Origin of the sequence: Agromyces sp. MMS24-K17 (assembly GCF_043950245.1) — a bacterium.
In the GTDB taxonomy this organism is placed as follows: domain Bacteria; phylum Actinomycetota; class Actinomycetes; order Actinomycetales; family Microbacteriaceae; genus Agromyces.
Window position 1 is genome coordinate 2,652,789 of the sequence record NZ_CP171640.1, and the last position, 20,907, is coordinate 2,673,695.

Genomic DNA, 20,907 nt, shown 5'->3' on the forward strand with positions numbered 1-20,907 from the left:
TACCTTCGCAGCGAGGCATCCGCCGGCCGCCTCCGTGTGGAGCGGGGGCGGGCGGATGCCGCGATCCGTTGCCGTGGAAGGGAGACGCCATGAGCCTCACCGTCGAACGAAGCGCCGCCGGGGCCGACCTCGTCGAGCCCGGCGCGAGTGCGGGCGCGGCCCGCTGGGTGCGCGTCTGCGCCGTCGAGGACCTCGAGCCCGCGTGGGGCGAGGTCGCGCTCGTCGAGGGGCGCCAGGTCGCCGTGTTCCGCCTCGGCGGCGACGAGGTGCTCGCGGTCGACCACCTCGATCCGCACACCGGCGCGCCGGTGATGGCCCGCGGCATCGTGGGCTCGCGCGGCGAGCGCCCGACCGTCGCCTCCCCGTTGCACAAGGAGGTCTACGACCTCGGCACGGGGGAGTGCCTCACCGACCCGTCGCTCGCGCTCGGCACCGTGCCGGTGCGCGTGGTCGACGGTGCGGTGGAACTCGCGATCGTCGCCTGACCGGGCTGCGCCCGGCGTCGACCGGGCGCTACGCCCGGCGCGTCACGCGCCCGTGCGGGCGGTGAGCACGATCGGGTCGCCGTCGGTGATCGCGACGGTGTGCTCGGAGTGCGCGCCGCGCGAGCCGTCGGCGCTGCGCAGCGTCCAGCCGTCGGGATCGGTGAAGATGCGGTCCGTCGTCTCGAGGAACCACGGCTCGATCGCGATGACGAGGCCCGGCTTCAGGGGCAGGCCGCGACCGGGCCGACCGTTGTTCGGCACGTGCGGGTCGCCGTGCATGGTGCGGCCGACGCCGTGGCCGCCGAAGTCCGTGTTGATGGTGTAGCCCTCGGCGCGCGCCACGTCGGCGATCGCGCGCGAGATGTCGCCGATGCGGTTGCCCGGCCGTGCCGCGGCGATGCCGGCGTCGAGGGCGCGCTGCGTCGTGTCGATGAGCCGGAGGTCGGCCTCGCGGGGCGTGCCGACGACCACCGACACCGCGGAGTCGGAGACCCAGCCGTTCACGCTCGCCGCGAAGTCGAGGCTCAGGAGGTCGCCGTCGCGGAGCGTGTAGTCGAACGGCAGGCCGTGCAGCACCGCGTCGTTCACGGAGGTGCAGAGCACCTTGCCGAACGGGCTCGCCCCGAACGACGGGTGGTAGTCGATGTAGCAGCTCTCGGCTCCGGCGTCGCGGATCATCCGGTGGGCGAGCGCGTCGAGCTCCAGCAGGTTCACGCCAACCTTCGCGGCCGCGGCGGTCGCCTCCAGCACGCCGGCGACGAAGCGGCCGGCGGGGCGCATCTCCTCGAGCTCGGCAGGGGTCCTCAGTTCGATCACGGCAGTCCTCTCCGACACCCATTCTGTCGGCTCCGCCCTGAGTGAACACCCGGTGCCGCGAGCGGGGCGTCACGTTAGCCTGTCGGCATGCTGTTGCGGCGCATCTTCCTCAGGTGGCTGTTCATCGCCCCGGTCGCCCTGCCGCTGTGGACGGTGATCGGCTGGGCCATCTTCGGCTCGGGCGGCTGGAGCACCCTGGGCCTGCTCATCACCGTGCCGGCCGAGTTCCTCGCGCTGCTCGTCATCGCGCTCATCGTGAACGCCCGCCCGACCGTGCGCGCGGAGCGCGCGGTGTCGTGGACGGACGTCGGCGTGCTCGGCGCCTGGCATGCCCTGCTCATCGCCTCGGGCTGCTACGGCGGCACGTCGGTGCTCTTCGGGGTGCTCGCGCTCGCGGCCGCGGTGGTCGCCTTCTGGGTGTCGATCTGGCAGCTCGTGCGCGACGGCGCGCGCCGCATGCAGGCGACCATGGACGAGTACGAGCGGCTGGCGAGAGAGCAGCGCACGGGTGCGGATGCCCCGCCGGCGCGCCCGCCCTTCGACGACGGGGACGGGGACGTCATCATCGTCCACGAGGTGCGCGACTGACCCGCGATCGCCCCGCTTTGCCGGTTCCCGCCCTGATCTGGCAGAATGGTTGTTTGTGCCGCCGCAGGACTCTGCCTCCGGGGAGCACGCACAGCGCGATTCCTCGCGCGGGCGGCACCAGACACTTCCATCCATGATCCGCGTTCGACCGGTGGCGGGCGCAGAGAGCGAACCATCATGCACATCCTCGACCACGTCGACGCCGCGAGCCTGAAGTCGGACGTCCCCGACTTCCGCCCCGGCGACACCGTCAAGGTGCACGTCAACATCGTCGAAGGCTCGCGCTCGCGCATCCAGGTCTTCCAGGGCGTCGTCATCGGCCGCTCGGGCGAGGGCGTGCGCGAGACCTTCACCGTCCGCAAGGTCAGCTTCCAGGTCGGCGTCGAGCGCAAGTTCCCGGTGCACTCGCCGATCATCGACCACATCGAGATCGTCACCCGCGGTGACGTCCGTCGCGCGAAGCTCTACTACCTGCGCAAGCTCCGCGGCAAGAAGGCGAAGATCAAGGAGAAGCGCGACCGCTGATCCGCGCCACGCGAATCACGCGCCGCTCCGGCAAACCTCCGAGCTCCCCGCCCCTAGACTGGGCGGGGAGCTCGGGCGGTTAAATGACAGAAGACACACGCACCTCGCACATCGACGACGAGGGCGAATCGACGACGACGAAGACGGCGACGACGGCCGCGCGCCGCAGGCGCGGGGCGCTGCTGTTCCTCCGCGACCTGCTGGTGATCTTCGTGGTCGCCGTGCTCGTCTCGTTCCTGATCAAGACGTTCCTGATCCGGTCGTTCTTCATCCCGTCGCAGTCGATGGAGCAGACGCTCGAGGTCGACGACCGGATCATCGTGAACCAGCTCGTCCCCGAGCTGATGCCGGTGGAGCGAGGCGACGTCGTCGTGTTCCAGGACCCCGGCGGCTGGCTGCCCGCCACCGTCCAGCCCGAGCAGCCGCCGCTCGTGGCCGCTGTCGACTGGTTCTTCGCGTTCGTCGGGCTGAGTGCCCCCGACTCGAACGACCACCTCGTCAAGCGCGTCATCGGCCTGCCCGGCGACCACGTCACCTGCTGCAACGCGCTCGGGCAGATGAGCGTGAACGACGTCCCGCTCGACGAGCCCTACGCGACCCTGCCCCCCGGTGAGCAGAAGGTGTCGAAGGACGACTTCGACACGACGGTGCCCGAGGGCATGCTCTGGGTGATGGGCGACAACCGGTACAACTCGAAGGACTCGCGGTACAACGGCGACACCCCGCTGAAGGGCTTCGTGCCGATCGAGAACGTCGTCGGTCGCGCGTTCGTCGTCAGCTGGCCGGTCTCGCACTGGGCATGGCTGTCGAACTACCCCGAGGTGTTCGCCGGCGTCGACGACGGAGACGGGTGATGGCGGGCGTCGTCCCGAACCTGAAGGTCGAACGCGACCTGTTCGCGTCCGGGGCATCCGTTGTCCTCGCCTGCGACGAGGTCGGCCGCGGCGCGCTCGCGGGGCCCGTCACCGTCGGCGTCGTCGCGATCGACGCGGGCGTGCGCCGGATGCCGGCGGGCCTGCGCGACTCGAAGCTCCTGCCCGAGCCGAAGCGCGAGCAGCTCGCGCCGCGTGCGGCCGCCTGGGTGCTCGGCTGGGCCGTCGGCGAGGCCAGCGCCGCCGAGATCGACGAGCTCGGGATCATGGCGTGCCTCGGGCTCGCCGGGGCACGCGCCCATGCCGCCCTGTCTTCTGCGCTCGAGCTGCCCGTCGGCTCGCCGCTGCTGCTCGACGGCAACCACGACTGGCTGAGCGGGGCGATCCGCCACGAGGCGCACGTGATCACCCGCATCAAGGCCGACCGCGACTGCGCATCGGTGTCGGCCGCGTCGGTGCTCGCGAAGGTGCACCGCGACCGCGGCATGCGGGCGGCGCACGACGTCACGCCGCTGTACGCCTGGGACGAGAACAAGGGCTACTCGACGAGGGCGCACTTCGCCGCGATCGACGAGCACGGGCCGAGCGACCTGCATCGCCGCACCTGGCTGCACCCCGAACGGGCCGCCGAGGCCACGCCGGCGCTCTTCGACCTCGGCGTAGGATGATCCGCGATGGACGACGAGGAATTCGAAGACTACGACCGTGAGGTCGAACTGGCCCTGTACCGCGAGTACCGCGACATCGTCTCGCAGTTCCAGTACGTGGTCGAGACCGAGCGACGGTTCTACCTGGCGAACGAGGTCGAGTTGGTGCGCCGCGACACGGAGCACGACTTCTACTTCGAGCTCACGATGAAGGACGTGTGGGTGTGGGACGTGTACCGCGCCGACCGCTTCGTGAAGAGCGTGCGCGTGCTCACCTTCAAGGACGTGAACGTCGAGGAGCTGGCGACGCGCGAGTTCGAGCTCCCGAAGGAACTCGCGATCGACGAGTGATCCGCCGCGCGCGCCGGCCGCGGGGCATCCCCGCCCCCCGGACGCGTGATTGCGGGGAGGTGCGGGCGCCGATAGCGTCCGACGGGTGATCACCGAGGCCGAGCTCCGCGCCATCCGCATCTTCGCCCCGTTGCCCACCGACGCGCTCGCCTACCTGGCGGGCGCCGTCGAGGACATCTGCCTCGGGCCGGGCGAGTACTTCGCCCACGAGGGCGAGGAGCGCGCGCTCTACGTCGTGGTCGACGGCCGTGCGGAGCTCACGAAGGTGATCAACGGCGACGAGCGCGTCATCGGCGAGCGCACGCCCGGGCAGTTCTTCGGCGAGGTGCCGATGACGCTGAGCAGCCCGTTCCCGGCGAGCGGGCGGGCCGCCGAGCCGTCGCGGATCATCAAGCTCGACGTCACCGTCTACTACACGCTCGCCGCGAAGGCGCCGTCGGTCGCCGAGCGGGTCGCGTGGCTCGCGCGACGCCACCTCGACTCCCTGCAGGAACTCGCCACCGAGCAGCCCGAGCCCGTCGCGCACCTCATCGGGCCGAGGGTCGACGCGAGGGTGCGCGAGGTCGCGACCTTCCTCACCCGCAACCGCGTCGCGTTCGACCGCGTGGTGACGGAGGCCGACGGCGGCGGCCCGGTGCCGGTCCTCGAGCTCCGCGACGGTACGCAGCTCACGGCGCCCTCGATGCGGGAGGTCGCGCAGGCCGTCGGCCTCGACGTCGAGCCCGGTGCGGACGCCTACGACCTCGTGGTGCTCGGCGCGGGGCCCGCCGGCCTCACCGCGGCGGTGAACGCCGCGGCGGAGGGCCTGCGGACGGTCGTGATCGAGGGGCTCGCGCCCGGCGGACAGGCCGGCACGTCGACTCGGATCGAGAACTACACCGGCTTCCCGTTCGGCATCTCCGGCGACGACCTCGCGAGCCGGGCGCTGACGCAGGCCCGGCGCCTCGGCGCGGAGATCGTGGTGACGCGGCGAGCCACGTCGCTCGACGCGGCCTCGCACGAGATCACGCTCGACGGCGGGGGCACCCTGCGGGCCGGGCTCGTCGTCATCGCCACCGGCGTGGAGTGGCGCAGCCTCGACGTGCCCGGCGTCGACCGATTCCTCGGCAATGGCGTGTACTACGGGGCCGCCCGCAGCGACGCCGCGATCGCGCAGGGGCAGGACATCTGCATCATCGGCGCGGGCAACTCCGCGGGGCAGGCGGCGATCTTCTTCTCCCGGCATGCGCGGTCGGTCACCATGCTCGTGCGCGGCCCGTCGCTCGAGGCCAGCATGTCGCGCTACCTCATCGACCAGATCGCGGCGAACGACGGCATCCGGGTCCAGACGCGCAGTTCGGTCGTCGGCGTGCACGGCGGCCGCCGGCTCGAGGCGGTGGACGTGCGCGACGGCGCGGCCGGCTCCAGCGAGCGGCGCGAGTTCCCCGTCGTGTTCGTCATGATCGGCGCCGACGCGGTGACCGGCTGGCTGCCGCCCGAGGTCGCCCGCGACGAGCACGGGTTCATCCTCACCGGCGCCGACGCGGCCGCGACGACGCAGTGGACGCTGGAGCGACCGCCCTTCGCCCTCGAGTCGAGCGCGCCGGGGGTGTTCGCCATCGGCGACGTGCGCTCGGGATCGGTCAAGCGCGTCGCGGCCGGTGTGGGGGAGGGCGGCATGGCCGTCGCCTACGCGCACCGGTACCTCGCGCTGCCGCGCTGAGCGACCCGAGTCGGGCGCGCCGACCCGACCTCTCCGAGCCGGGTGTGGACGGGCGCGCGTCCGACACATCCCGCCGCCTCGCGCGTTCGGCGCGCGCTCCGCCTCGCGACGCTGGTCGCCGAGGAGGTGCGGATGGCGCACAACACGGAACTGGGCCGGCATGGCGAGGAACTCGCCGTCGGCCACCTGGAACGACGCGGCATGGTCGTGCTCGACCGCAACTGGCGATGCCGGCTCGGTGAGATCGACATCGTCGCGCGCGACGGCGTCGACACGGTCTTCGTCGAGGTGAAGACGCGAACATCCGCGGCCTTCGGGCATCCCTTCGAGTCGATCACCGCCCGCAAGCTCACCCGGCTGCGTCGACTCGCGATCGCCTGGTGCGAGCAGACGGATGCCCCGGTGGGGCGGATCCGCATCGACGCCGTGTCGGTGCTCGCACCGCCCGAGGCGCCGGCGCTCATCGAGCATCTCGAGGGGGTGAGCTGATGCCGGTCGCACGGACCAGGTCGGTCGCGCTGCTCGGACTCACCGGCTCGATGGTCGAGGTGGAGGCCGATCTGTCGAGCCAGCTCCCCGGGTTCGTGATCATCGGCCTGCCCGACGCCGCCCTCGGCGAGGCCCGCGAACGCGTGCGATCGGCTGCGATGAACGCCGGATGCCCCCTGCCGCAGCGCAAGCTGACCGTCAACCTGTCGCCGGCGGCCTTGCCGAAGCACGGCTCCGGCTTCGACTTGGCGATCGCCCTCGCCTGCCTGGCCGCCTCCGGCGCGGTGGACCCCGTGTCGATCGAGCAGGTGGTGCACCTCGGCGAGGTCGGCCTCGACGGGCGGCTCCGCCCGATCGACGGCATCCTGCCCGCCGTCCTGGCCGCCTCGCGCGCCGGACACCGCACCGTCATGGTGCCCGAGGCCAACGCGGCGGAGGCCTCGCTCGTCCCCGGCATCGAGGTCCTCGCCGTCGCCTCCCTGCTCGACGCGGCCATCCGCCACGGGGGTCGGTTCGATGCCCGTCCGGTCGACCCGGTGCCGTTGGTGGCCCGCGTCGACGCCCTCGACCAGTCCGCGACCGGCGGCGACCTCGCCGACGTCGCCGGCAACGCCGACGCGGTCGAGGCCCTGCTCGTCGCCGCAGCCGGAGGCCACCACGTGTTCCTCTCCGGCCCGCCCGGAGCCGGGAAGACCATGCTCGCCTCGCGCCTGCCCGGCATCCTGCCCGACCTCGACGCCGACGCAGCCCTCGAGGTCGCGTCGATCCGCTCGCTCGCCGGGCGACCGCCCGGCGAGGGGCTCTCGGTTCGTCCGCCGTTCGAGGCGCCGCACCACACCGCGAGCCCCGCATCGATGGTGGGCGGCGGGAGCCGGGTCATCCGACCGGGCGCGGCCGCGCGCGCCTCGCACGGCGTGCTGTTCCTCGACGAGGCGCCCGAGTTCGCCGCCTCCGTGCTCGACGTCCTGCGCCAGCCGCTCGAGAGCGGCACGGTGAGCATCCACCGCGCCCACGCGGTCGCCACGTTCCCCGCGCGCTTCCAACTCGTGCTCGCCGCGAACCCCTGTCCCTGCGGCGAGTGGGGCGTCCGCGACTCGGAGTGCACGTGCGCGCCGATGGTGCGCCGGCGCTACCTCGGCCGCATCTCGGGGCCGCTGCTCGACCGGATCGACGTGCACCTCCGCGTGCCGCGGATGACGGCGTCCGGCCTGCGAATCGCCGCCGAGTCGCCCGGCCTCTCGAGCAGCGCTGCACGGGAGCGCGTCGTCGGCGCCCGAGCCGTGGCAGGGGAGCGGCTGCAGGGCACCCCATGGCGCACGAACGCCGAGGTCCCCGGTCCATGGCTCCGCGGCGAGGGCGGCCTGCACCCCGGCGGACGTGCGACGCGCCCCGCCGATCGCGCGCTCGAGACCGGACTCATCACCATGCGCGGCTACGACCGCATCCTGAAGGTCGCGTGGTCCATCGCGGACCTCGAGGGACGCACGGCACCCGATGCCGAGGCGGTCGGCCGAGCGCTCTACCTGCGGAAGGGGGTGGCGGCATGAGCACGGCGATCTCCTTCGACGAGGTCCGCGCCCGGTTCGCTCCGCTGCTGCCCGGTGTCGGGCGCGGGGCTCCCGAGGAGCGCGACGCGGGCGACGTGGAAGCCATCGGCCGGATCGTCCTCGGAACCCTTGCCGAGCCCGGCGACGGACTGCTCGGACGGCTGGTCGCCGCGGTCGGTGCGCCGCTCGCCGCGCGACTGCTGCTGGCCCGGGCCGGCGAGTCCGACGTCGGCGGCGCGCTCGCCGCGGCCGGCGACCCCGCCGATCCCCGCACCGTGCGAGCCGGCCTCGAACGCTGGCTACCGCGGGTCGACGTCGACGCCATGGCTCGCGCGCTCGCCCAGGCGTCGCGCGTCGGCGCGACCTACGTCGTACCCGGCGACGACGACTGGCCGGCCGGGCTCGACGACCTCGGCGTGCATGCGCCGCTCGGGCTGTGGGTGCGCGGCGACGCGGGACTGCTCGCCGGCCCGGCGGCCGAGCGGTCGATCGCGATCGTCGGGGCCCGCGCCGCCACGGGGTACGGCGAGCACGTCACCGCCGAGCTGGCCGCGGGGCTGGCCGATCGGGGGTTCACGATCGTCTCGGGAGGCGCCTACGGGATCGACGGGATGGCCCACCGCGCGACGCTCGCGAGCGGCGGCACGACCGTCGCGTACCTCGCGGGCGGGGTCGACCGCTTCTACCCGGCCGGCCACGAGTCGTTGCTCGCGCGCATCGCCGCCGCCGGGGCGGTCGTCGCCGAGGTGCCGTGTGGTCAGGCGCCGACGAAGTGGCGGTTCCTCCAGCGCAATCGGCTCATCGCCGCGGCGAGTTCGGCCACCGTCGTTGTGGAGGCCGGCTGGCGGTCGGGCTCGCTCAACACCGCCGGGCACGCGTCGTCGCTCGGCCGTCCGCTGGGCGCGGTGCCCGGCCCGGTGACGAGTCCGGCGTCGGCGGGTTGCCATCGCCTGCTGCGCGAGTACGACGCGGTGTGCGTGACCGACGCTCAGCAGGTGGCCGAGCTCGTGGCCGAGGAGGCCTGGGGGAGCGGCGCGCGTGCGGGCGCAGGCCGGCCGCTCGCCGCGGGCGGCTCGGCGGCCGGGCGTCCGGGAACGGCGGCGGATGACCCGCCCGACGTCCTCCGCCTCGTCGACGCCTTGAGCCGGCGCGCGCCGCGTGGCGTCGAGGAACTGGTCATCCGCTCGGGGTTGGAGGGGCGCCGGGTGATGGGACTGCTCGGCGTGCTGGAGGCGGACGCCCGGGTCGTGCGTCGCGCCGAGGGCTGGGTCCTCGGTGGGCGGCTCGGCAGGTAGCCGTGCGCTCGCGGCGAACAGGTGTTCGAATGTCGGCGGGTGTTGAGACACTCTCAACATGAACGGCATGACGATCGCCAAGGCTCGCGACCTGCAGGTCGACGACGTGCTCGTCAACCCGACGGGCCAGGAGTTCCGGGTGCACCGGCTGCGCACGGTGGGGCGCGGCATCCGGGTCTACTGGCTGCCCGAGGGCGGGCGCGAGAAGTTCTTCACCGCCGCGCCCGAGGCGCTCCTCCGCGTCCGCCATCCGCTGCGGCACTGACCCGCGGGTCGCCCGAACCGGGTCGGAGGCCCGCCGTAGGCTGGCGCCGAGGAGGTGGCGATGAACGCACCACGGCTCGGACGATACCCGGCGGCTCGTCGCGTGCTCGCGCACGTGAGCGACACCCACCTGCTCGACGGCGGTGCCCGGCTGGGCGGTGCGGCTGACACCGTGTCGGCGCTCGCGCGGGCGTGCGAACAGCTGGCGAGGCTCGGCGGGGCGCTCGACGCCATCGTCGTCACCGGCGACGTCGCCGACCTCGGCGAACCCGACGCCTACCGCCGGGTGCGAGGCCTCCTCGAGCCCGTCGCGGCGTCGACCGGGGCGGAACTGGTGTGGGTGATGGGCAACCACGACGTCCGCGAGACGTTCCGCACCGACCTGCTCGACGAGGCGTCGAGCCCGGCCCCCGTGAACCGGGCGTCGTGGTGCGGCGGCCTGCGGATCGTCGCGGTCGACAGCTCGGTCCCGGGTTGGCACCACGGCGAACTCGTCCCCGAGACGCTCGACTGGCTCGCCCGCGTGCTCGCGGAGCCCGCCCCGGAGGGGACGGTGCTCGCCCTGCACCACGCTCCGCTCGCGACGCCCCTCGGTCTGATGGACGTCCTCGAGCTGCGCGGCCAGGACGCCCTCGCCGAGGTGCTGGCGGGCACCGACGTGCGGCTCATCCTCGGCGGTCATCTCCACTACGCGACCAACGGGATGTTTGCCGGCATCCCCGTCTCCGTCGCCGGAGCCACCGCGTACACGATGGACCTGTCGGCGCCGCCCCGCGAACTCGTCGGCGTCGACGGCGGGCGCTCGTTCACGCTCGTGCACTGCTTCGACGAGGGCATCGTCACGTCGGTCGTGCCCGTCGGCGCGTTCCCCGTCGTCGCGAACTTCGGCGAGGCGTTCCTCGCGGAGATCGAGGACCTGGACGACGCCGGCCGCCTCGAGCGCTTCTCCCGCAAGCGCGGAGGCGACTGACGTGGCCGGCCCGTCGGGGCGGGGTGCGGGAGCCGCCGGGCCCGCCGCGGCGACGGCCGGGGATTCCGCGATCGCCGCTGCGACGCGGGAGTACGTCGTCGACCTGGAACGCGCGCGAGGGTACTCGCCGAACACGATCTCGGCCTACCGGTCCGACCTCGCCGACCTCGCCGGCTTCGCCGTCGCGCACGGCGTGTCCGAGCCCGTCGACGTCGACCTGCTCCTGCTGCGGGACTGGCTCGGCGAGGCATCCGACCGCGGACTCGCTCGCACGACGATCGCCCGACGTGCCGCGAGCGCACGGGGCTTCACCGCCTGGCTCGCGCGGCGCGGCGTGCTCGCCGCGGACGCGGGAGCGCGCCTGCGGACGCCGAAGGCGCACCGGACGCTGCCGCGAGTGGTCGGCCGTGACGCGATGGCCGACCTCATCGCCCGGCTCGAGGCGCGAGCGGTCGACGGCGACCCGATCGCCCGCCGCGACGTCGCGATCGTCGAATTGCTCTACGCCGCCGCGCTGCGGGTGTCGGAGCTCGCCGGCCTCGACGTGGACGGGATCGACCGCGGCCGGCGCACGGTGCGGGTCCTCGGCAAGGGGGCGAAGGAGCGCGTCGTGCCGTACGGCGCGCCTGCGGCGCGAGCGCTCGACCGCTACCTCGACATCGCCCGCCCCGCGTTGCTCGCCACCCGCTCCGAGGGGGCGCCTGCGGAGCGCGCGGTCTTCCTCGGCGCCCGTGGTGCTCGGATCGGGGTGCGGGCGGTGCACCGGCTCGTCGCCGACCTGCTGGCCGAGGTGCCGGGCACCGGTCCGGCCGGTCCACACGCGCTCCGGCACACCGCCGCGACGCACCTGCTCGACGGCGGGGCCGACCTGCGGGCGGTGCAGGAGTTCCTCGGGCACGCGAGCCTGGGCACGACGCAGATCTACACGCACGTGTCGGCCGAGCGGCTGAAGGAGAGCTACCGACTGGCGCATCCGCGCGCCTGAGCCGCGCCCTCAGTCGCCCCAGGGCAGCAGCACGGCGCGGGGCAGGCCGCCGAGGAACCGGTGCGGCGACACGTACTCGCCGTCGACCCTCGCGCCGAGGTGGACGCATCCGTCGTCGCAGTGGCCGCCGGCGCCGACCGTGCCGATGGGCCGGCCGCGCTCCACGCGGGTGCCGGCCTCGACCTGTGCGATCACCGGCTCCAAGGAGCTCACCACGCCGAGGCCGTGATCGATCGAGACGACCGGCCGGCCCGCGACCATCCCGGCGAACGAGACGACGCCGTCGGCGGGCGCGGTGACCGGGTCGCCAGTCGTCGCGGCGAGGTCGATCCCGCGGTGGCCCGCGGAGTACCTCGTCTCGGGGGCGCGGAACGGCGCGGTCACCCGGATCGGCGCGGCGACGGGCCAATGCCACGTGCCCGCCTCGTCGATCGGTGCGCCGCCGGCCGCGGCCGCCGGGCCGACCGCGGTGGCCGGACCGGCTGCAATCGGGCCGATGAGCAGGAGGAGGACGGCGATCATGATGACGGCCGGCCGGGCCTGCCGGACCTTCGGGGCCGGGGGAAGTGCGCGTGCACGGGGCATCCCGGCAGCATGCCGCCTCGGCGGTGGCATCCGGCGCCCGCGCGACCGCCGCGGTCGCGCGGGAGCCCCGCCCGCCGGTTGGGGAGGACTGCTCCGGATGGTAGAGTTGCGAGAGCGCCTCGCGTGTCGGGGCGACTACGCGTGCCCATTCGGCAGACGACTCCACTCAGTCCGTGCTCCGTCACCACGACGGGGCCCTCGGCGGAGCCGTGCCGGGCACCAGGGCTTCCGGTCGCCGATCGGCAGCATGAACTGAGAACAGAAGGAGAACGGCTCATGGCCGTCGTCACCATTCGCCAGCTGCTCGACAGCGGCGTCCACTTCGGGCACCAGACCCGCCGCTGGAACCCGAAGATGAAGCGCTTCATCTTCACCGAGCGCTCGGGCATCTACATCATCGACCTCCAGCAGTCGCTCGGCTACATCGACAAGGCCTACGACTTCGTCAAGGAGACCGTCGCCCACGGCGGCACCATCCTCTTCGTCGGCACGAAGAAGCAGGCGCAGGAGTCCATCGCCGAGCAGGCGACCCGCGTCGGCCAGCCCTACGTGAACCAGCGTTGGCTCGGCGGCCTCCTCACCAACTTCTCGACGGTGTCGAAGCGCCTCGCCCGCATGAAGGAGCTCGAGGAGCTCGACTTCGAGGGCACCACCTCGGGCTTCACCAAGAAGGAGCTGCTGCTCAAGAAGCGCGAGCTCGACAAGCTGCACAAGTCGCTCGGCGGTATCCGCAACCTCTCGAAGACGCCGTCGGCGCTCTGGGTCGTGGACACCAAGAAGGAGCACCTCGCGATCGACGAGGCCAAGAAGCTCGGCATCCCCGTCATCGGCATCCTCGACACCAACTGCGACCCCGACGAGGTCCAGTTCCCGATCCCCGGCAACGACGACGCGATCCGCTCGGTGAGCCTGCTCACCCGCATCATCGCCGACGCCGCCGCCGAGGGCCTCATCCAGCGCCACCAGAAGCCCGAAGAGGGCGAAGCGGCCGAGCCGCTCGCCGAGTGGGAGCAGGAGCTCCTCCAGGCCGGTGCCGAGACCACGCCGGAGCAGGCTTCCGCCGAGACCGAGAAGGTCGCGGAGACCGAGGCCGAGGCCAAGGCCGAGGCCGCCGAGGTCGTCGCCGAGCAGGCCGACGCCGAGCAGGCCGACGCCGAGCCGGCCGCGGCCGCCGAGTAGTCGACACCCCACCCACTCACTCCGACACGACAGGGAGTCCATTCCACATGGCCAACGTCAGCATCGCCGACATCAAGGCGCTCCGCGAGCAGCTCGGGACCGGCATGACCGACACCAAGAACGCGCTCGTCGAGGCGGACGGCGACCTCGAGAAGGCGACGGAGATCCTGCGCCTCAAGGGTGCCAAGGGCAACGCGAAGCGCGCCGACCGCTCCACCTCGGAGGGCCTCGTCGCCGCCGTCGACAACGGCGACGGCACCGCGACGCTCATCGAGCTCGCCTGCGAGACCGACTTCGTCGCGAAGGGCGACAAGTTCGTCGGCCTCGCCGACCGCGTCCTCGCGGCCGTCGCCGCGTCGCGCGCCGAGACCGTCGAGGCCGCCCTGGCCGCGCCGGCCGAGGGCAAGACCGTCGGTGCCGTCATCGATGAGGACGCTGCGATCCTCGGCGAGAAGGTCGAGCTCCGCCGCGTCCGCCTCGTCAAGGGCGAGCAGTTCTCGATCTACCTGCACAAGACCTCGAAGGACCTGCCCCCGCAGGTCGGCGTGGTCGTCGGCTACGCCGGTGCCGATGCGGAGACCGCCCGGTCGATCGCGCAGCACATCTCGTTCGCCGCGCCGGAGTACCTCACCCGTGAGGACGTCCCGGCCGAGGCCGTCGAGAAGGAGCGCGCGCTCGTCGAGCAGATCACCCGCGAGGAGGGCAAGCCCGAGGCCGCCCTCCCGAAGATCGTCGAGGGCCGCGTCAGCGCCTTCTTCAAGCAGGTCGCCCTGCTGGAGCAGGACTACGCGAAGGACAACAAGCTCAACGTCGCCAAGGTCCTCTCGGACGCCGGCATCACGGTGAGCGACTTCGCCCGCTTCAAGGTCGGCGCCTAGTTCGACATGAGGGAGTCCGGATCGCATCGCGATCCGGACTCCCTTTTCGTGTGCGGATCTCCCGCCGACGACGTCGATCCTGCCGGGATCGTTGCGGCGGGACATCCGACGATTTCGCCCGGCGTGTCGGCCGGGTGAACCACTAGTTTTGACACGGGGCGGACCGAAAGGACGGTTGGGGATGACGGAACGCAAGCGCAGGGTGATGCTGAAGCTCTCGGGAGAGGCATTCGGCGGGGGAGCGCTCGGCGTCAACCCCGATGTCGTCAGCTCGCTCGCTCGCGAGATCGCGGATGCGGCCCGCACGGTCGAGGTCGCGATCGTCGTCGGCGGCGGCAACTTCTTCCGCGGCGCGGAGCTCAGCCAGCGCGGCATGGACCGCGGTCGCGCCGACTACATGGGCATGCTCGGCACCGTCATGAACTCGCTCGCGCTCCAGGACTTCCTCGAGCAGGCCGGCGCCGCGACGCGCGTGCAGTCGGCGATCTCGATGACCCAGGTCGCCGAGCCGTACATCCCGCGTCGTGCGGAGCGTCACCTCGAGAAGGGCCGGGTCGTCATCTTCGGCGCCGGCGCGGGCCTGCCCTACTTCTCAACCGACACGGTGGCCGCCCAGCGTGCCCTCGAGATCGACGCCGACGTGGTGCTCGTCGCGAAGAACGGCGTCGACGGCGTGTACTCCGACGACCCCCGCACGAACCCCGACGCGCACAAGATCGACGAGATCTCCTACCAGGAGGCGTTGCAGCGCGGCCTGAAGGTCGTCGACTCCACGGCGTTCAGCCTGTGCATGGACAACGGGATGCCGATGCAGGTCTTCGGCATGGAGCCGGCGGGCAACGTCACCGCCGCCATCATCGGCGCGGAGCTCGGCACCATGGTGCGCAACGGCGCGCCGGTGCTCGGCCGATAGACTGACCCAGTAGCGAACGAAGGAGCTCCCGTGATCGCGGATGTACTGTCCGATGCCACCACCCGCATGCAGAAGGCCGTCGAGGTCGCGAAGGACGACTTCGCGACGGTGCGGACGGGCCGGGCGAACCCCCAGCTCTTCCAGAAGGTCCAGGTGAGCTACTACGGCACGCCCACGCCGCTGTCGCAGCTGGCCTCCCTCAGCAACCCCGAGGCGCGCACGCTCGTCGTCACGCCCTACGACAAGGGTGCGCTGAAGGACATCGAGCAGGCGATCCGCGACATGCCGAACCTCGGCGCGAACCCGACGAACGACGGCAACCTCATCCGCGTCACGCTGCCCGAGCTGACCGAGGAGCGCCGCAAGGAGTTCGTGAAGATCGTCCGCTCCAAGGCGGAGGACGCTCGCGTGTCGGTGCGGAACATCCGTCGCAAGGCGAAGGACGACCTCGACGCGCTCAAGGGCGAGGTCGGCGACGACGAGGTGGCCCGCGGCGAGAAGGAGCTCGAGGCCCTCACCAAGTCCAACGTCGACGCGATCGACGATGCGCTGAAGCGCAAGGAAGCCGAACTCCTCGAGGTCTAGACGACATGTCTGGCGTCCAGGAGGGGGAGCAGTCGGGCGCCGAGGAGCCGGCGAAGCATTCACGCGACGAGTTCAAGGCGCAGGTGAACGCCAAGCGCGCCGAGTTCGAGCGCCAGTTCGAGGCGTCGCGCGCCCAGTTCGACCACGCCCAGGAGAAGATCAAGGCCCGCACGGGTCGTGACCTGCTCGTCGCGATCCTGATCGGGCTGGCGTTCGGCGGCGCCCTGCTGCTGAGCCTGCTCGTCTTCAAGCCGCTGTTCCTCGTGTTCGCGGTGGTGGTGGCCGGGTTCGCGAGCCTGGAGCTGGTCCAGGCCTTCCGTCGCGCGAGCATCCGCGTTCCGCTCGTGCCGTCGGTGGCCGTGGCGGTCATCGCCGTGCCGATCTCGTACTTCTTCGGCCCCGGCGGCCAGCTCCTGTCGGTCCTCGGCGGCATCGTGCTGGTGACCGTCTGGCGGCTCGTCGATGCCGCGGCCAAGGGGCGCGGAGCGCCGCCCAGCCGGAACGGCCTGCTCGGCGACCTCGCCGCGGGCGCGTTCGTGCAGGGGTACGTGACGTTCCTCGCCACCTTCATCGTGGTGCTCACGGCGGCCGACCACGGCGAGTACTGGACCCTCGCGTTCATCATCATCGCGGTCGTCGCGGACACGGCGGCCTACGCGTTCGGGCTCTCCTTCGGGAAGCACCCCATGGCGCCGGTGATCAGCCCGAAGAAGACCTGGGAGGGCTTCGCAGGCGCGGCCGGCGCGAGCCTCGTCGCGGGCGTGCTGCTCGCGCTCTTCATGCTCGGCGAGCCGTGGTGGTTCGGGCTCATCTTCGGCGCCGCGATCATGCTCACGGCGACGGCGGGCGACCTCGCGGAGTCGCTGATCAAGCGCGACCTCGGCATCAAGGACATGAGCTCGTGGCTCCCGGGCCACGGCGGATTCCTCGACCGGCTCGATTCGATCCTGCCCTCGGCGGCGATCGCGTACCTGGCGTTCCGGTTCTTCGGGTGAGCGACGCGGTGCGTCGCCGGCTCGGCAGCGGGCCGGGCGTCGGCGATAATGGGGCGGTGGATTCGACCTTCCCCATGCACACAAGGGCCAGCTCGGCTACCGCGTCGAGCAGGTCGAGGAGTTCCTCCAGGTCGCACGTCGTGCCTACGACGGCCGTCCGCGTGCGGGGGATCCGCCGATCACGGCCGAGAAGATCCGGCTGACCGCCTTCGCGATGCAGCGCAACGGGTACTCGACGTCGCACGTCGACGCGGCGCTCGAGCGCCTGGAGGACGCGTTCGCCGCGAAGGAGCGGCAGGTCGCCGCCCGGTTCCAGGGCGACGAGGCGTGGCTGGGCGAGGCGCGCACCACGGCGCAGGTCGTCTCGAACCGACTCGCACGCCCCGACGGTCATCGGTTCGACCGGGTGAACCCGCTGGTGCTGGGCTATCACGTGCGCGAGGTCGACAAGTTCACGGAGAAGCTCACGCGCTACTTCCGCGACGGTTGGCCGATCAGCCTCGACGACGTGCGCACGGTGACCTTCCGCGCCCAGCGCGGCGGCTATCGCGAGTCGCAGGTCGACCTCGTGCTCGACGCCGTCGTCGACGTCATGCTCGCCGTCCGGTGACGGGCGGTTCGTCCGGCCGCTCGCGCTCCGATAGGCTCGGCTGATCGTGGGCAGGCATACAGGAGCAGAGGCGGATGGCACGCCCGAGGTCAGGCTCCGATCGACGTGGTCCCCGACGGTTCAGCCCGACGTCCCGGCCCGCGCGACCGCGCGGCGCGCAGCGGCCGGTCGGGGCGTCGTCACCCCGGCGAAGCAGGCGCTGACCGTCGTGTTCGCCACGCTCGCGGCCTTCGGCCTCGTCGTGGTGAACCTCGTGGATCCCGCCGCCCTGGCCGCGGCCCCGGAGCATGCGGCGGCGGATCGGTTCGGCGGCGAGCAGGCGCAGGGCGTCACGGCGAGCGGCGCGTACGACCTCTCGGTCGCGCGGGAGTCGTACGTCGCGAAGGAGAAGCCCAAGACGACCTCGACCACCGCCGCGTCGGGCTGGGCGCCGCCGGCCGTGACGCCCGACCCGGGTTCGGCCCAGGCGTACGCCGCCGGTGCGGTCGCCGCGCGCGGCTGGCCGTCGACGGAGTTCGACTGCCTCGTCGCGCTCTGGGCGAAGGAGTCGGGCTGGCGGGTGAACGCGTACAACGCCGGCAGCGGTGCGTACGGCATCCCGCAGGCGCTCCCGGGTTCGAAGATGGCGAGTGCGGGCGCCGACTGGGAGACGAACGCGGCCACGCAGATCGAGTGGGGCCTCGGGTACGTCTCGGGCCGCTACGGCACCCCCTGCGGCGCCTGGGCGCACTCGCAGAGCAGCGGCTGGTACTGAGCCGCGCGGCGGGCGCGGAGCCGCAGGCTCGGCGATCGCGGTCGGCGGTCGCGGTCTCCCGGCTGCGTAGACTGGCCTGATGGCCCCTTCCAACCGATCCCGCGGTCGCGCGGCGAAGGCTCGGGCGGGGCATCCGGACCTCGACGTCGAGCGCCTCACCGCGGGCTGGAAGCGCACCGAGGTGCGCGGCGGCCGCGAGTGGTACGTGCAGCCCGTCTCCGAGGCGCAGGCCGTGAAGGCCTACACGTGCCCGGGTTGCGGGCGCGAGGTCGCCCCCGGCACGGCGCACCTGGTCGCGTGGCGCGCCGACGGCGTCCTGGGCGACCAGGCCGACCTCGCGGGCCGGAGGCATTGGCACACGCACTGCTGGAGGGTCGGCCCATGACGAGCGAGCACGCGATCGAGATCCGGTCGGGGGTCGAGCTCCCCGCGGTCCGCGAGGACGTCGAGCTGCACACCGACGACGGCCTGACCCTCGTCGGGGAGTTGGCCACGCCGGTAGACCGTCCGGCGGTCGGTACGCTCGTCACGCTCCACCCGCTGCCCACGCACGGCGGTTTCATGGACTCGCACGTCCTCCGCAAGGCATCGGCGCGGCTGCCGGCACTCGCCGGTATCGCCGTACTGCGGTTCAACACGCGCGGCACGTCGTCGCCGCGCGGACGCAGCGAGGGCGAGTTCGGCGACGGCGTCACCGAGCGGGCGGATGTCGCCGCGGCGGTCGCCTACGTGCGCGATCGCGGCCTGCCGCGGCCGTGGCTCGTCGGCTGGTCGTTCGGGACGGAGCTGGCGCTCAAGCACGGACTCGAGCACGACATCGCCGGCGTCGTCCTGCTCTCGCCGCCGCTGCGGCGCACGACGCCCGAGGAACTCGCGCGATGGAACGACACGGATGTCCCGGTCGTCGCGCTCATCCCCGAGCACGACGACTTCCTGCGCCCGGCCGAGGCGATCGAGCGGTTCGCGGCCGTGCCGCACATCCGGGTCGTGCCCGTCGAGGGCGGCAAGCACCTGTGGGTGGGGGAGTCGCAGACCCGGCGCGTGCTCGACGAGATCACGGCCCTCGTCGCCCCCGAGGCGGCGCCGCTGCCGACGCACTGGACCCCGCCCGGCGCCTGACCGCGCGACGGCGTACCCGCGTATGCCGCGAGGTGCATGCAACGCAGCGGAGGCCGGCCCGCCGCGCCGGAGCGCGTGCGGACCGGCCTCCTCGGACCGGCGGGACCGCTAGTTGGCGGCGTTGCCCGCGGCGACCTGCTCGGCCTGCGTGAGCACGCCGCGCAGGCTCTCGAAGTAGCCCGCGACGGCGTCGCGCTCGATGCGGATCTGCGCGAGGCGGTCCTCGGCGTCGGCGACGAGGGCGCGGGTGCGCTCGTCGGCGTCGGCGATGAGCTTGCGCGCCTGCTCGTGCGCCTGCGCGATGCGCTCGCGCGCCTCCTCGTCGGCACGGTCGCGGGTCGCGGTCAGCTCCTGGCGGACCTCGTTCGAGAGGCGCTCGGCCTCGGCGCGGGCGGTGTTCGTGCGTGCGGCGGCCTCGGCCAGCTCGGCGTTCGCGTCGTCGAGGACCTTCTGCGTCTCCGCGACGGCGTCGCGGTGACGGGTGAGCAGCTCCTGCTCGGCCTCGTCGCGCTTCGTGGCGAGCTCGGCGTCGAGGTCGAGGCGCGACTGCTCGACCTCGCGGCGGAGCCGGTTCACCTCGTGGGTGGTCTTCTTGCGCATCGCGGTGAGCTGGTTGTCGAGGTCGATGCGGGCCTGCTCGGCCTCGGCCTCGAAGTCCGCCCGGGCCTGCTCCTGCTCGAGCGAGAGGTCGGCGCGCATCTGGTCGAGCTCGGCGGCGTGCTTCGTGCGGATGCGCTCGAGCTCGTGCGTGAGCTTCAGGCGGCTCGTCTCCGACTCGCGGGCGAGGTCGACGGTCGCCTGCTCGCGCTCCTCGGCCAGCTTGGCGCGCGCAGCGACCAGCTCCCGGTCGAGGTCGGTGCGGGCCTGCTCGAGCTCGTGCTCGAGGGTGGCGCGGCGCTCGGTCACCTCGGCCTCGATGGCGGAGCGGGCGTCGGCCGTCTCCTTCGCGAGGTCGATGCGCGACTGCTCGGTCTCGCGGGCGAGGTCGATGCGGGCCTGCTCGGTCTCCTTGGCGAGCTCGGCGCGCTGCCGGTCGAGCTCGATGGCGACCTCGGCGCGGGTCTGCTCGGTCTCCTGGGTGAGGCCGGCCGCGGTGGCGCGCGCCTCGTTCGCCTCGGTGTTCGCCTCGACGAGCAGCGCCTTCGCACGGCTCTCGGCGTCGGCGATGGTCGCGGCGGCCTCGCGCTTCGCGCTGGAGCGGGCCTCGGCCGCCTCGGTGACGGCGGTCCCGCGGATGGCCGCGGCGTCGCGGACGGCGTCCTGGCGGAGCTGCTCGCTGGACTCCTGCGTGCGCGACAGCATGTCGTCGGCCTCGGCACGGGTGTTCTCGAGGATGCGGGCCGACTGGGCGCGGGCCTCGCTGAGCGTGCGCTCGGCGAGCTCCTGCGCGTCGGACTTGACGAGGTGCGCGTCGTCCTCGGCGGCGCGGCGCAGCTTCTCGGCGTCGATGTCGGCCTGGGCGATGAGCCGGGTCGACTGCTCCTCGGCGACGCGGAGCGTGTTCTCGAGCTTCGTCCCGAGGCCGGAGAACGTCGGGCTGCCGACCTCCTCGAGCTCGGCCGTGAGTTCGTCGATGCGGGCGAGCAGGCGCTTGTTCTCCTTCTGCGCCTCCGCGGACCCGTTGTTCGCGGTGATGATGTCACGACGCAGTCCGTTGATCGCCTTGTCGACCTCGTCCTTGTCGTATCCGCGGAACACCTGGGTGAACTCGGTCTCTTCGACGGCCATGCTTCCTCCGGTTTCGTCCCGCGGT

The 20,907-nt window shown here is 72.7% G+C and carries 24 protein-coding genes and 1 pseudogene; 22 read left to right on the top strand and 3 right to left on the bottom strand.

What is annotated here, in order from left to right; genetic code table 11:
• Window positions 1-89 precede the first annotated feature (89 nt).
• Window positions 90-485 carry a nitrite reductase small subunit NirD gene (gene nirD / locus ACGGZK_RS12070; protein WP_395242897.1) on the top strand — a complete coding sequence of 132 codons (396 nt, stop codon included), beginning with the start codon at window positions 90-92 and terminating at the stop codon, window positions 483-485.
• A gap of 42 nt (window positions 486-527) precedes the next feature.
• Here nirD and map read toward each other — a convergent pair whose 3' ends face one another.
• Complete coding sequence (map, locus tag ACGGZK_RS12075; protein ID WP_395242898.1) at window positions 528-1,301, bottom strand: type I methionyl aminopeptidase; 774 nt, start codon at window positions 1,299-1,301, stop codon at window positions 528-530.
• An 87-nt stretch (window positions 1,302-1,388) separates the two neighbouring features.
• On the opposite strand from map, the gene ACGGZK_RS12080 reads away from it, so the two are divergent.
• The 12 genes from ACGGZK_RS12080 to ACGGZK_RS12135 all read left to right on the top strand — a co-directional run bounded on the left by ACGGZK_RS12080 (window position 1,389) and on the right by ACGGZK_RS12135 (window position 11,536).
• Window positions 1,389-1,889, top strand: coding sequence for a hypothetical protein (locus ACGGZK_RS12080; RefSeq protein ID WP_395242899.1), 501 nt, complete (start codon window positions 1,389-1,391; stop codon window positions 1,887-1,889).
• 177 nt (window positions 1,890-2,066) lie between these two features.
• Window positions 2,067-2,414: a 50S ribosomal protein L19 gene (gene rplS / locus ACGGZK_RS12085; RefSeq protein WP_395242900.1), complete on the top strand. Its 348-nt coding sequence runs from the start codon at window positions 2,067-2,069 to the stop codon at window positions 2,412-2,414.
• 83 nt (window positions 2,415-2,497) lie between these two features.
• Window positions 2,498-3,268, top strand: a complete 771-nt coding sequence (gene lepB, locus ACGGZK_RS12090; protein WP_395242901.1) for a signal peptidase I — start codon at window positions 2,498-2,500, stop codon at window positions 3,266-3,268.
• The gene (locus ACGGZK_RS12095) at window positions 3,268-3,954 is read left to right on the top strand and encodes a ribonuclease HII (RefSeq protein ID WP_395242902.1); all 687 of its coding nucleotides are present in this window, start codon (window positions 3,268-3,270) and stop codon (window positions 3,952-3,954) included. Before lepB ends, ACGGZK_RS12095 begins: the two co-directional genes overlap by 1 nt.
• 6 nt (window positions 3,955-3,960) lie before the next feature.
• Complete coding sequence (locus ACGGZK_RS12100) at window positions 3,961-4,284, top strand: DUF2469 family protein (protein WP_121475413.1); 324 nt, start codon at window positions 3,961-3,963, stop codon at window positions 4,282-4,284.
• A gap of 85 nt (window positions 4,285-4,369) precedes the next feature.
• On the top strand, window positions 4,370-5,986 hold the full coding sequence (locus ACGGZK_RS12105; protein WP_395242903.1) for an FAD-dependent oxidoreductase: 1,617 nt from the start codon (window positions 4,370-4,372) through the stop codon (window positions 5,984-5,986).
• 132 nt (window positions 5,987-6,118) lie between these two features.
• A complete protein-coding gene (locus ACGGZK_RS12110) occupies window positions 6,119-6,475 on the top strand; it encodes a YraN family protein (RefSeq protein WP_395242904.1) in 357 nt (118 codons plus the stop codon).
• A complete protein-coding gene (locus tag ACGGZK_RS12115; protein WP_395242905.1) occupies window positions 6,475-8,022 on the top strand; it encodes a YifB family Mg chelatase-like AAA ATPase in 1,548 nt (515 codons plus the stop codon). The genes ACGGZK_RS12110 and ACGGZK_RS12115 overlap by 1 nt, the downstream gene beginning before the upstream one ends.
• Window positions 8,019-9,317: a DNA-processing protein DprA gene (gene dprA, locus ACGGZK_RS12120; RefSeq protein ID WP_395242906.1), complete on the top strand. Its 1,299-nt coding sequence runs from the start codon at window positions 8,019-8,021 to the stop codon at window positions 9,315-9,317. Before ACGGZK_RS12115 ends, dprA begins: the two co-directional genes overlap by 4 nt.
• A 58-nt stretch (window positions 9,318-9,375) precedes the next feature.
• The gene (locus ACGGZK_RS12125) at window positions 9,376-9,582 is read left to right on the top strand and encodes a hypothetical protein (RefSeq protein WP_395242907.1); all 207 of its coding nucleotides are present in this window, start codon (window positions 9,376-9,378) and stop codon (window positions 9,580-9,582) included.
• Between the two features lie 60 nt (window positions 9,583-9,642).
• Window positions 9,643-10,551 carry a phosphodiesterase gene (locus ACGGZK_RS12130; protein WP_395242908.1) on the top strand — a complete coding sequence of 303 codons (909 nt, stop codon included), beginning with the start codon at window positions 9,643-9,645 and terminating at the stop codon, window positions 10,549-10,551.
• Between the two features lies 1 nt (window position 10,552).
• Window positions 10,553-11,536: a tyrosine recombinase XerC gene (locus ACGGZK_RS12135; RefSeq protein WP_395242909.1), complete on the top strand. Its 984-nt coding sequence runs from the start codon at window positions 10,553-10,555 to the stop codon at window positions 11,534-11,536.
• 9 nt (window positions 11,537-11,545) lie between these two features.
• Here the strand turns inward: ACGGZK_RS12135 and ACGGZK_RS12140 are convergent, their stop codons facing one another.
• A complete protein-coding gene (locus tag ACGGZK_RS12140; protein ID WP_395242910.1) occupies window positions 11,546-12,121 on the bottom strand; it encodes a M23 family metallopeptidase in 576 nt (191 codons plus the stop codon).
• 276 nt (window positions 12,122-12,397) lie between these two features.
• Here ACGGZK_RS12140 and rpsB point away from each other — a divergent pair, with 276 nt between their 5' ends.
• The 9 genes and pseudogenes from rpsB (at window position 12,398) to ACGGZK_RS12185 (ending at window position 19,154) form a co-directional block, all read left to right on the top strand.
• The gene (rpsB, locus tag ACGGZK_RS12145) at window positions 12,398-13,300 is read left to right on the top strand and encodes a 30S ribosomal protein S2 (protein WP_395242911.1); all 903 of its coding nucleotides are present in this window, start codon (window positions 12,398-12,400) and stop codon (window positions 13,298-13,300) included.
• Between the two features lie 47 nt (window positions 13,301-13,347).
• Window positions 13,348-14,178, top strand: coding sequence for a translation elongation factor Ts (gene tsf / locus ACGGZK_RS12150; RefSeq protein ID WP_395242912.1), 831 nt, complete (start codon window positions 13,348-13,350; stop codon window positions 14,176-14,178).
• A 181-nt stretch (window positions 14,179-14,359) separates the two neighbouring features.
• A complete protein-coding gene (pyrH, locus tag ACGGZK_RS12155; RefSeq protein WP_395242913.1) occupies window positions 14,360-15,091 on the top strand; it encodes a UMP kinase in 732 nt (243 codons plus the stop codon).
• A 30-nt stretch (window positions 15,092-15,121) separates the two neighbouring features.
• On the top strand, window positions 15,122-15,676 hold the full coding sequence (frr, locus tag ACGGZK_RS12160) for a ribosome recycling factor (RefSeq protein ID WP_395242914.1): 555 nt from the start codon (window positions 15,122-15,124) through the stop codon (window positions 15,674-15,676).
• Between the two features lie 5 nt (window positions 15,677-15,681).
• Window positions 15,682-16,671: a phosphatidate cytidylyltransferase gene (locus ACGGZK_RS12165; protein WP_395242915.1), complete on the top strand. Its 990-nt coding sequence runs from the start codon at window positions 15,682-15,684 to the stop codon at window positions 16,669-16,671.
• 82 nt (window positions 16,672-16,753) lie between these two features.
• Window positions 16,754-17,281: pseudogene (locus tag ACGGZK_RS12170) on the top strand (DivIVA domain-containing protein); the annotation flags it as partial.
• Window positions 17,282-17,327: 46 nt separating this feature from the next.
• A complete protein-coding gene (locus tag ACGGZK_RS12175; protein WP_395242916.1) occupies window positions 17,328-18,035 on the top strand; it encodes a lytic transglycosylase domain-containing protein in 708 nt (235 codons plus the stop codon).
• Window positions 18,036-18,114: 79 nt separating this feature from the next.
• Window positions 18,115-18,420, top strand: coding sequence for a hypothetical protein (locus ACGGZK_RS12180; protein ID WP_395242917.1), 306 nt, complete (start codon window positions 18,115-18,117; stop codon window positions 18,418-18,420).
• Window positions 18,417-19,154: an alpha/beta hydrolase gene (locus ACGGZK_RS12185; RefSeq protein ID WP_395242918.1), complete on the top strand. Its 738-nt coding sequence runs from the start codon at window positions 18,417-18,419 to the stop codon at window positions 19,152-19,154. Before ACGGZK_RS12180 ends, ACGGZK_RS12185 begins: the two co-directional genes overlap by 4 nt.
• Window positions 19,155-19,262: 108 nt before the next feature.
• On the opposite strand, the gene ACGGZK_RS12190 is transcribed toward ACGGZK_RS12185, so the two are convergent.
• Complete coding sequence (locus tag ACGGZK_RS12190; RefSeq protein ID WP_395242919.1) at window positions 19,263-20,882, bottom strand: DivIVA domain-containing protein; 1,620 nt, start codon at window positions 20,880-20,882, stop codon at window positions 19,263-19,265.
• Window positions 20,883-20,907 lie beyond the last annotated feature (25 nt).